Below are 11,465 nucleotides of genomic sequence, written 5' to 3'. Positions count from 1 at the left end.
TTGCGCTGGCGCGGGACGAGCCACGTAGTCAGCAGGCCGATCACGAGGCCTGTGGACGCACTGCTTCGACCGAACCCGGGCAGGCGCGGTACGGAACCGACGTAATTGGAGCTTGCCAGTTGCACATTGACGCCGTCGACGTCGATACTGCCGCCGACCCATGGCAGATGGACGAACTCGTTGAGCATGACCCCGGCACAGCAGGCCATCGCCAACGCGAAGAGCGCAAACCTCAGCGCGTTCGACTCGAGCATCGCCAACGCGTCAGGCGGCATCAACAGCACGAACAGCAACGGCGCGACCGTCCACACCCAGAAGCATGCGGCCACGAGACTGACGCCGTTCGCGAGCGAAACGCACAGCTGCGCGGCCATGAAGCTCGCAACGAGCAGGGTGCTGACACGGGGACGCACCGCAAGGCCGAACGCGATGCAGCCGACCATCAGGGCCTTCGGCAGATAGCCGAGCATCGACACGCCTGCGATCGACGTGTAATAGCGGATCGCGCCGGAGAATACCTCGCTCGCGATCGCGATCATGAATGTCGCTGCCCACAGTCGGTTGATCGATCGGTTTCCGTTCATGGTGCTCGATACACGTTTTAGAGCGGAGCGACGCACACGTATCGCGCGTGATACGGTTCCCGGCCTACCCTGCTGTCACGCCAGTATAGGAGCGCGCAGCCGCGAGAAACGTTCGACAACCCACACATTCGGCGGCAGTGGCGCGGCAGGTTTCCGGCCCCGGAGAACCGGCCTTCGCATCAACCGGAACGCGCCGACAGATCGAGCACGCCGACGCGTTCACGGCGAAGGACGTATGCAAGCGCGACGGCGACGGCCGTTTCGGCGATCAGCACCGCGATCGCCGCGCCACGTTCGGCAAACAGCATCGCGAGCGGAGGAAGCAACGTCACGTTCAACGCGCCCGACGAGATCAGGATGACGCTGAACGCCCGCTTCATCCCGAGCGGCAACATCGTTTGAACGCCGAACAGGTCGGTCATGCATGCCATGAACGGCACCAGCGCCAGGCAATGCAGCACGCCGATCGTCGGCGCAAACGAGCTGCCGTACAGGATACGGACCGCCAGCGGCGCGCATGCATAGATCGTCGCCGACATGGCCAGCACCAGCGCGCCTTGCATGACGATCAGCTTGCGCAGGAATGCGAATGCTTCGTCGCGCGCGTGATGCATCAGGTAGGTCACGTGCGGATAGGTTGCCGCCCTGAGCGGTTGCAACAAGCCGACCGCGGCACGGATGAGTTTGTCACCGGCCGCAAAATAGCCTGCGGCGACGTTACCGGAAACCATGCTCAGCAGGACGGTATTGGTCGACGCGTAAAACGAGATCGACGTCGAGGCGAGGAACACCTGAAAGCCGCCTTTCAACGCTTCGACGACGTCCGAAAGTCGCACCTGAACGCGCTCGACCTCGCGATGAAAGAACAGGTACGCCAGCAGCGTGATCCCGCACAGCAATGGCACGGCCGTATTGATCGCGACTGCATGCAGGAGGTCGTCCTCCGTGCGCACCCACAGGAAGATGGCAGCGACACTGAGTACCCGGTACACCACCACCGTCACGCTATAGACACTCAGCTTCTGAATACCCTGAAAATACCAGCCCGGCGTCAGCGCGGCACCGATCGCCATCCCGAAACCGATCAGCAGCGCTCTGCGCTCCGCGGCAAAATGAGGAATGAGCATGGTCAGCGCGACGAGCAACCCGAAGCCGGCGACGGTGATCGCCCATTGGGCGCAAACCGTCGTCCAGAAAATGCGCGACCGCTCCATCCTGTCGTTTGCGAGGGCGACACGCGGCGTTGCCGTCAGGTCGAAACTATAGTTCGCGAGATTGATGAAATACGTCGTCACCGCAAGCACGAACGATAGCCGGCCGTACTCTTGGGGGCCGAGCACGCGCGTCAGGAGCGGCAGCGTGACGAGCGGCACGACGTACGTCGAGATCTGCAGCGCAAACAACAACGCAAAATTTTTTCGAACGGCGGTCATCGTGCTTGCCGGGCTGAGAGGAAACAGTGCATCGACTGTCAATGTGCCCGCGTGCGCGATACATTCCCGCCGATACCGAGCGCGGCATACAGCGACGCCGCATAGCGGTCGACCGAGTAGCGTGACCAGTCGTAGCGACGCTGCTCGTCGTCGAGGTGCGCCCGCAGTTCGACGAGCGCGCGTGCCAGGTCGTCGGCCGTGTTCCGGTAGCGAATCTTGTTGCCGAGATCGTCGCCGAAGGTCGACAGGCTTCCAATGTCGTGCACGAGTGCCGGCAGGCCCAGCATGGCCGCTTCGACGATCACGAGCGGCGCGTTTTCCACCCAGATGGACGGCAGTACGATCGCGTCATGCGTCGGCAGCGTGGCAAACAGCGTTGCATGATCGAGACGCCCGGCAAAGCGCAGCCGCCCCGCCTCCACAAGTGCTGCGTGATGTTGCTCGAGGCTGCCGCGCTCCGGTCCGTCACCGTAGACCGTCAGCGACCCAATCGCGTCGCCGGGCGATTCGCCCATGAGCGCGAGAAACTGGGCAAGGCCCTTGTCGGCCTCCAGGCGACCGACGAACGCGAGATCGAGACGGCCTCTCCGCGCAGGCTTCGGTGTACGGGGAACCAGCGTCGTATCGATCGGATTCGGCAGCAGTGTCGCCGGTGTCCGACCGAATCGTGCGATCAGGTCGCGCATGAACGGGCTCGGGCAGAGAATCTCGTCGAACAGGCCGAGCGGGTCGAAAAGCGCGTTGACCGCGTGCCAATGCAGCTTCTTCGCGACATCGTGAAGAAAACCGCGCGGGCTGGCGGTGAGAACGATACGCCTGCCGCGACGCAATTGATCGAGCGATAGCGGTTGCGCGCGCCCTCCCCGGTAGACCATCAGACTCGGGTTGTAGAACACCAGGTGGTAGTCGTGCGCGGTCATGTACAAACGGCACTTCGAGCGCCGTTTGTAGCGCCCGAGCACGGGCAGGATCGCGCTCGACAGCAGGTTGTGGTAATTGTGCACGAGGATCCGTTGCGGACGAAATCGCTCGAGCAACGTGTCGAGCGCGCGTGCGGCAGCAGGTGACCACGCGCGTGCGCGACGACCGTTCTCGACATCGATCAGCGTGCGCTCGTCGAACGTTTCGACCTCGACGTCATTGCGCGCGCGAAGCACGTCGACGGACAGCCGGTACACTTCCTCGGCCCCGCCCTTGCGAACGAAATCGTTGACGACCAGTACACGCATCACGACCGCCCCGAATGGCACGTCGCCTGCGACGCGTGGCGTTTACATGTTGTCCAGCATCCACGGCGGTTTCTTTGCATCCACATTCCTGAGCAGCCTCATGACGCCGGCACCGTCGAAAACGGGCGACGCGAGAAATAGACACCGTCAAGATACTGTGCCGGAAACCGGGGATCTGTTCGCACGGTCACTTTCGGACGGTTTCAACCGGTCGCCGGCACACGGGGCGTGCTCCTCCCCGCCCGTAGCCTGGGCGTCGTCCAGCCGCGCTCAAATGCGGCGGCGGGTAACCGAACGCTACGGCGTCGCGCGTTCGGCTTCCGCTTTCGGCCTTGCCGTCGAAACCGGCTCCGCCGGCGCATGCCAGCCGGAAAGCAGCGCAGCGCAGCGGTCGACCACGTACTGCGCGGCGGCATCGCTGTGCAACGAATGGTCGAGCCCGTCCTGCGTATCGACCGATACGTTCGACAAATGCGCGAACGCACCGGACACCGGACCGAAATGCCGAACCACGACATCGACGCCCGGATCGAACGTGCCGTAGAGGAGATGCGCCTGGATGCCGCGTGCCGACATGTCGTGCAGCATCCCGCGCGGCGTATCCTTGTCCGGCGCGCGCCCCATGCGCTCCATGAAGCTCTTGATCGGGACCGTCGTGAAGTCGGCGACGAAACGAATCAGCGCACGCAGCACCGGACGCGGATCACGCCCCTCGAGCAGCACCCGGCGCCACTTGCCGAGGCTGCGCAATGAAGCGACATAACCACGCATCGAATTGGTCTGGTTGTCGACGACATCCGCCAGTGTCTGTCCGCGCGGCCAGACAAACACGGGGAGATTGATCGTGATCGCGCCGGCAAGCGCGCCCCGCGCGGCGGCATGAAGCGACGCGTACGCTCCGGAGCAGATTCCGAACGTGACGATCCGATGGTGACCCGCCTCTTTCAGCCAACGCGCGGCGCAGATCATGTCGTCGATCATCTGGTCCGAATACGGAATATCCGATTGATCGTCACGCGCACGCAGGCTGCTGTCGCCGATCCCGCTCGAATCGAAGCGCAGACTGCGGATGCCGCGCGCGGCGAGCGACCGCGCCAGGCGAACTGCAAGCCGCCCGTCGGCCGTACGCGGATTGGCGGCGGTATTGGCGATAAGCAGCGTGGGGGCCGCGAGACGCATGGCGTCGTCGGCTGGCTCGCACAGCACCCCGATCAGTGGTTGCGTCCCCATGCGAATCACGCGCTCGACACTGCCGCTTCCGGCCAGGACGACGTCGGAAACGTGCTGGCGCGTGGAGGTTCGTACGTCCGCGTCAGGATCGTCGTCGATCCAGCTTCCGATCGTGTCGAGCAACGCATTCGGCAGCCGGGAGCGGTGCGGTTCGCACATGGCGGCCGCCCAGTCCGAACATGTGTGGATACTGACCGCGACGCCACGCGCGCGCAGCGTGTCCGACAACGCCGGACCATCGCCGTACGGCGTATCGACGAGCAGCGCGCGCGCGGGCAACTCGCGCAGCTGGCCGGCAGCCTGGCACAGGTCGATACTGCGGAGTGTTCCGAGGAGATCGTCGGGATACGCGTGGCCGAGCACCTTGAACGGCCGTTCGTCACGAACCGCCTCCCGCACGGTCGGCGGCAGGTTATCGAGCCAGCGTTGCGCGACGAGCGAGAGCTCGCGCACGTAGCTGCGACCACGCACGACGGGGGCAAGTGCGATGAAACGCGTGATTCCGGACAGGCCGTCCGAAGCGAGAAGCGCCAATGGCGCACCGGCGCGTACACCGATGAGCGTCAGGCCATCCAGCACGGCGTTGTCGCGCAAGGTCCGGACGGCATGGCGCACGCTTGCGAGCATGTTCTCGAAACGTTCGGGATCCTGTTCGTCGCCGAGCGAATCGCCACTCGCCGGATAGTGAAAACGTAGAACCGGAAAACCACGGTCGGCAAGGTGTTCCGCAATTGAGCGAACAAGCTTGTGCAGCCAGAGCGCCTCATGGCCGAGCGGCTCGCATATGACGACGCCGTGTGGTCGAGTGCCCTCGTGAAGCCAGCCGACGCATCCATCGAACTGGATGGGTGTCATGGTTTGGTCCTTGTTTTAAGTGTCTGACAGGCCGGGTTTCAACGCGTGCTTGCCGCGGGCCATGGGGCAAGCGTTCGATCGTTGCCCGGATGCATGAAGGGAAGCGCGCCAGCAACGCACGCGCACTCGCCGCGGACCACCCCGATCCGCAGGCGCTTCAATGTAGAGGCAGGTTTCGAGAATGCCCTTGATTTGCATTCCGCAATATCGCCCCGCTTTTCACCGGACGACCTCGATGCGCGGCGCAGACGGCCGCACTCGAATGTCTAAGGCGATTAGGCCATCTCGTCCTGACGGATTCCGTACGCCACATTACATTTTCAATACGAAGCCGTCACGCGTGTCAGGCAGTGACATGACCGATTGCGGCTGCGGCCGTCGAGATCGGGTTCACGGCGTCACGGCCCGGGCCGTGAGCGCGCCCTGCGCCGCGGACGGAATCAGCAAATTCACGACGCGGCTCCAGCGCACCAGCGACGACGCATCGACGAAGACGACGTCGCGACGCTCGAGCGGAAACTGATCGGCCAACGCATAGGAGGCCGGCGCGCGACCGTCCAGGTGATAGACCTGCGGCCGGTTCCCCGGCCCGCGGCGCACCACGTAGATCTGCCGCGCGTCAGACGTGTACTGACTGACGCCGCCGGTCTCGCCAAGCGCTTCACCGAGGCTGATCCGTCCGTCGGTCAACGTCAGCGTCGCCGGGCGTGACACTTCGCCGAGTACGAAGACCTTCGCTTCGCTCGTCGGACGCACTCGCACGAGATCGCCGTCGCGCAACAGGATATTGGACGGATTGATACCCGCGGCGATCATGGCCGGCAAACTCACGTTCACCGTCTTGCCGCCGCGCGTCACCGTGACCTGCGACCGGTCGGCTCCGGCCGTGAAGCCGCCCGCGCGATCGATCGCCTCGGGCAACGTCATCGGCATGTCGTTCACGATCTGCAGCCCCGGCGTGCGCACTTCGCCGTCGAGATAAACTCGCTTGCTGCGATACGCCTGGATACGCAGCGCAATCTGCGGTTTGCGCACGTACTCGCCCAGCCGCCGGGTCACCGCGGCACGCGCCTCCGCCTCGGTGAGCCCGGCCACGTGTACGAGGCCTGCTTGCGCGAACTGAACGTTACCGCCCGCGTCCACCGTGTACCCCGCCACAACCGAGTTGGTGCCGATATTGTCGCCATTCGTCGCCTGCGCCGTCGGCAGGTTCAGTTCCGGGTGATCCCAGACGACGATGTTCAGCACATCGCCCGGGCCGATCACGTATGCCTTTGGCGTACCGAACAGTTGCCGGATTTCGGCGTCGACGCCGGCAGAGCGCGCGGCATGCTGTTGTTCGACGAACGCAGGCGTGATCTCGATCAGGTCTTCGCTGGACACGTTCTGCACCCCGTCGAGTCCCCCCGACCCCGTCGCCGCAACGCTCACGCGCGCATTCGCATCGCGTTCGGCCGGCGCCTGATATGTCATGCCCGGCGCAAATGCGCAGGCATTCAGCACACACACGGTCGCCGCCATCGCAACGCGCAGCCGCGGCATGCCGAGCCTCGATTTCTTCTGTGTAGTCGTTGACATCGCGTCTTTCCAAACTGAGCGGAACCCGCCCGCCCCAACCTGACGGATACCGCATTTCGCTTGCCGGCACGGCTCGCGCTGCATTGCCGCGCATCCTTTCTCGCCGCACATCGCTTCGTACGGCCGAGCGGCGCTTCGGCGCGCTCGTCTGTCTACAGTCGGCCGGCCCGCCCGACGAAAATCGCGGTTACGCACCGGCATACCGTCCGCATCGCCGTCGCGAACGTCGCCCGATACGACACGGACGGTCCGCACGGATACTGCCGCGCCGGTCGTGCTCCGGCGCGGCCGCTCCCGCGGCGATACACGATTGGACACCGTCCAGCCCGGCGCGTATGTGAGCAAGCCCACCGAAAGCCAAACTTCATACGGAAATGGGGCCACTCCCCTGAAAAGCGACCGCGACCGCCGGTTGCTAACCGCCACACCATTTGTTCAGTGTCGCGTCGAACGTAAAAGTCAGGACCTGCCCGCTCACCATGACGACGTTTCCCCCGGTCGTCGTCTGGATGTTCGCGTTGTTCGCGATCGTGCAGTTGCCGTTGGTCGCGATGATCCTGACCGACTGGCCGTCGATCCCGCCGACCAGGTTGGTCAGCATCGTCGGCGACGCATAGTTCGCCGTCAGTTTGCTGATACCGGTCACCCCGGGCGTCGAACTGGTGCCGACGAAGCCGTTGGACCACACCGCCATCGCGTTACCGGCGCTGTCGGCCGTCGGCACGCCGTAGCTGTAACGAACCAGCCCGGTCGCATTCTCGATGTGAAATTGCCACGGCCACATTTGCAGCAGGCGCCCGCTGGCCCATGCGCTGTTGACCGCACGTCCGTAGCGGTCCTCAGGAATATATTTGTAACGCCCGGCCACCCCGTTACCTTGCGACGCATCGACACAGATCTTCGAGAAGTATTCTCCTGCGGGAATGTACGCCGTACTGGATGAAGACGGCGTAAACGTATAGGTGTCGGTTCCGGCCGTGACGCTTCCGGAACGCGCGATCGTGCCCGTGATGCCAAAAATGGTCGCCAGCGTCGTGTCGCCTGTCCCGTTGACTGCGTTGACCGGCATGAAGATCGACAGGTTCGGCGTCGTACCGAACGACCAGCCCGGAATCGCGACGGCGCCCGTCCCCGTCAAAACCAGCGCCGAGGTGACCTGCTGAAACACGCTGTCGGTCTCGCAATCGATTCTCAGGTTGTACGGACTCTCGGTGGAAATGAATACCGCCTCGGCGCATCCGAAATAATTCCTGAACCTGATCGTGTTGTAGCCGATGTTCCCGATCGTCACCCCCTTCACCGTCTTCGGGAACGCGAAGGTAAATTCATTGTCCGTGGGATAGACATTGAAATTCGGGTTCGGCCGAATCTCCGCCGCGTAGTCGTTACGTGCGCTCAACGGGAAGTTGATGTCGAAAAGGCAGTTCGTGACCTGTCCGATGACGCTGAACATCCGGCCGCCGCTCAGTCCCATCGTCGTCATCCGGTCGTGCAGCACGATGTTTCGCGCTTGAATTCCGTACAGCGGAAAGCCGGTATTCGACGTGCGCCGATCCTGCACGGCGAGCGCGGTGCCATAGCTGAAGATGATGTCGATATTGTTCAGGTTGAACAGGTTCGACGAGTCGGACATAGTGGCAGCCGGGCTGTCGTCAAGGTAGATCCCGAAACTCGGCGTGTTCGTCGACAGGTCGCCGCAGTGCCTGATCTTCATCGTGTTCAGATTGATCTCGCGTACGTTGGCGCGTGCTTGCGTCGATCCGCTTCCGGTGTCCATCCACAGCACGCCGCCGCCGCGGAAATACAGACAGTTCACGTGAGCGACATCGAGCCAGTCCACGTTGCCCTGCAACACCAGGCCATGTTGCAGTGATGCGCATGCGCGATTGCCCTGAAGGGTAAAGTCGCGCAGGACACACCCGGCGAGCACGGCCATGTTCGACGTCCATGACACGTTGCCGGTCTGCGGCAAATCCGTCGCTTCGTTGTTGAAGCCGGCGTTCAATACCGTCAGGCATTGGCCGCTGACGCCGGCGCCGAACTGAATGATCGAGGTGCGCGCCGAATGCCCGAACACGGCTATCGGCCTGGTGATCGACGGAAGCGCGAGGCTCGAATAGTAGACCCCGGCAGGCAGGTCGCCCTTGACCGGCCAGATAGTCATCAGGTAGTTCAGCCAGGCCGTCAGGGCCGGGCCGTCGTCGCTGCCGTAGACCACGTTCGCCCCGGTCGCCGACGCATTGGCGGCTTTCGCGAGCGTGATCTGCGTCGCGCTGACGAACGCCGCAATCGTGGTGGAAACGACCAGCGTTGCAACGCCGCTGGCGTTCGTTGTCGCGATGTCGATCCGCTTGCCGACGTCCGCCGCCGTGAATACCGCCGAGGCCGACGAAAACGACGTTGATCCCGACGTCGTGACGCCGTCGTTGACGATCCGGGTGTTTCCCTTCGCACCAAAATATTTGGCGCTGACCGGCAAATTGGCCGGAAGCGCCGCGGGTAAATCCATCCACACCTGCGTGGTACCCGCAGCGAGATTCACGATCGCACCGCCATTGCTCGACGCCAGCACGGTGGTACGCGACAGCGTGTTCCCGCTGGCGTTGTATGCGCCGATTCCGATCTCCCAGTTCCCGCTCGGAACACCGGTCCCCGTGACCGCTTGCAGCCCGTAATAGAAAGTATCGGCATTGGCGCACACGGACGAAAATGCTCGGAATCCCGTCATTGCACCGGCCAGGGACAGCGCCCCCGTACCGGTAGAAGTGGTCGTTTCCTGGACCCGATCCTGAAGCTGGAATGCCATATCGTTCCTTGACGTGTGATTGTCGGACTTTGCGGAAATCAACTCCTGTCGCACCTTCGGATTCGATGCCCGGTCGATTGATTATCGAAAAGAGATGTGCGAACTCGATCGAGCGTACGCACCCGCGCAAGATTAGAAACAGATTCACCGGCAAACAGTGCGTGAAATGACCCAAGCGATTGAGCAATACCGTCATCGCCACATGAAAAGTACGTTTCGGACATCCGGTCAACCGCGTCGTATTCGATGACATGTCAATGTCGCCCCGGTTAGATGTACACGCAACGAACCGGACCACGAGTCACGGCGTATTGCCCGCGCAATAGCACCAGCACACAGGTACTTCTTACCCGACCACACCCCCACCATCGGGAACGATGACCGCCTTTCCACCCCACCCAGCGCGACTACGAAATAAAGATCACACGGATCGGTAGAAACACCGATGCTGTAGTCAAACTACATTCATACCATTGGTCGCAGCAGAGAATCGCTACACCCGATTCGACAGTGCGGGATGGCCTGCGTCGCCGCCCGCATTGACTGGTCGAGCCCAACCGGCCGTAACGATTCCCCGCCTGGCCTGGCATGCCGACGCGCAACCATCCTGCACCGCCAGCCGAATCCGTCCGGTGCGAATCCACCGGACGTGCGCAGCTCCAGACATCATTCGAACAACCGGCAATACGATCAGGAGAGCAACATGCGGGACAAACTCTGGCCGGCCGTCGTGCTGGCAGCGACCCTCTGCACCACTGCCTACGCCGGCGACGCCGATTTCAATGCGCAGGGCGACGCGACCGACGCGTTCGCATCGGCCGCCGCGCAACGGCGCGCCGACCTGCTCGTGCGCAAGATGACGCTCGACGAGAAACTTCAATTCATTCATTCGCAATACGAAATGTCCAAGGTGCCGGGCGGTGGCGCCGGCTACATCCAGGGTGTGCCGCGGCTCGGCATTCCCGATCTCAACATGGTCGATTCGGCGACCGGCTCCGGCAGCACGTCGCAGGCCAGCACGACGTTCCCGGCCACGATCGCGGTCGCCGCGAGCTGGGATCGGCGGCTGTCGTACGACTACGGCAAGCAGGTCGCGATCCAGTTGCGCGCGCAAGGATTCGGGATGGGCCTCGCCGGCGGCACCAACCTCGCGCGCGAGCCGCGCGGCGGCCGCCTGTTCGAGTATCTCGGCGAGGATCCGCTGCTCGCCGGCGACCTGCTCGCCGAACGCACGCTCGCCACGCAGCGGCAGAAAGTCATCGCCACGATCAAGCACTACGCGGGCAACGAGCAGGAGCACGGCCGGATGGGCGGCAATACGCAGATCGACGAACGCACGCTGCGCGAGCTGTATCTGCTGCCGTTCGAGATCGCCGCGAAACGCGGGCGGCCCGGTAGCGTGATGTGCAGCTACAACCGCCTGAACGGCACCTATGCGTGCGAGAACCCTCATCTGCTGAACGACGTGCTGAAGAACGAGTGGGGCTTCCAGGGCCAGGTGCAGTCCGACTGGGGCGCCACGCACAGCACCGCCGCCGCGATCAATGCCGGGCTCGACGAGGAAGAAGACGTCGGGCCGAGCGTGTACCTGACGCCGGCGGCCGTCAAGCAGGCGATCGCGAACGGCTCGGTGTCGACCGCGCGCCTCGACGACATGGTGCGCCGCAAGCTCGCCGTGATGATCCGCGTGGGCGTGATGGACGATCCGGCCCAAGGCGGCGGCACGATCGATTTCGCGGCCGGGAACCGG

6 protein-coding genes and 1 pseudogene are annotated in these 11,465 nt (G+C 63.5%); 1 reads left to right on the top strand and 6 read right to left on the bottom strand.

Annotated elements, in window-relative coordinates:
- From JMF90_RS08700 to JMF90_RS08675, 6 genes and pseudogenes are all read right to left on the bottom strand, one after another.
- Window positions 1-584: pseudogene (locus JMF90_RS08700) on the bottom strand (hypothetical protein); the annotation flags it as partial.
- Between the two features lie 179 nt (window positions 585-763).
- Complete coding sequence (locus JMF90_RS08695) at window positions 764-2,017, bottom strand: flippase (RefSeq protein WP_011547870.1); 1,254 nt, start codon at window positions 2,015-2,017, stop codon at window positions 764-766.
- 38 nt (window positions 2,018-2,055) lie between these two features.
- Window positions 2,056-3,246, bottom strand: coding sequence for a glycosyltransferase family 4 protein (locus tag JMF90_RS08690; protein WP_011547871.1), 1,191 nt, complete (start codon window positions 3,244-3,246; stop codon window positions 2,056-2,058).
- A gap of 297 nt (window positions 3,247-3,543) precedes the next feature.
- Window positions 3,544-5,331, bottom strand: coding sequence for an alpha/beta hydrolase (locus JMF90_RS08685; protein ID WP_011694714.1), 1,788 nt, complete (start codon window positions 5,329-5,331; stop codon window positions 3,544-3,546).
- Between the two features lie 390 nt (window positions 5,332-5,721).
- Window positions 5,722-6,909 carry a polysaccharide biosynthesis/export family protein gene (locus tag JMF90_RS08680; RefSeq protein ID WP_027812136.1) on the bottom strand — a complete coding sequence of 396 codons (1,188 nt, stop codon included), beginning with the start codon at window positions 6,907-6,909 and terminating at the stop codon, window positions 5,722-5,724.
- A 415-nt stretch (window positions 6,910-7,324) separates the two neighbouring features.
- Window positions 7,325-9,715, bottom strand: a complete 2,391-nt coding sequence (locus tag JMF90_RS08675) for a hypothetical protein (protein WP_011694713.1) — start codon at window positions 9,713-9,715, stop codon at window positions 7,325-7,327.
- 703 nt (window positions 9,716-10,418) lie between these two features.
- On the opposite strand from JMF90_RS08675, the gene JMF90_RS08670 reads away from it, so the two are divergent.
- On the top strand, window positions 10,419-11,465 hold a 1,047-nt coding region (locus JMF90_RS08670; protein WP_201325047.1), incomplete at its 3' end, for a glycoside hydrolase family 3 protein.

Origin of the sequence: Burkholderia sp. E168m23, assembly GCF_016586125.1 — a bacterium.
GTDB lineage: Bacteria > Pseudomonadota > Gammaproteobacteria > Burkholderiales > Burkholderiaceae > Burkholderia > Burkholderia orbicola.
The sequence above is the reverse complement of the archived record's forward strand: the minus strand, read 5'-3'. Positions and strand labels throughout refer to the sequence as shown.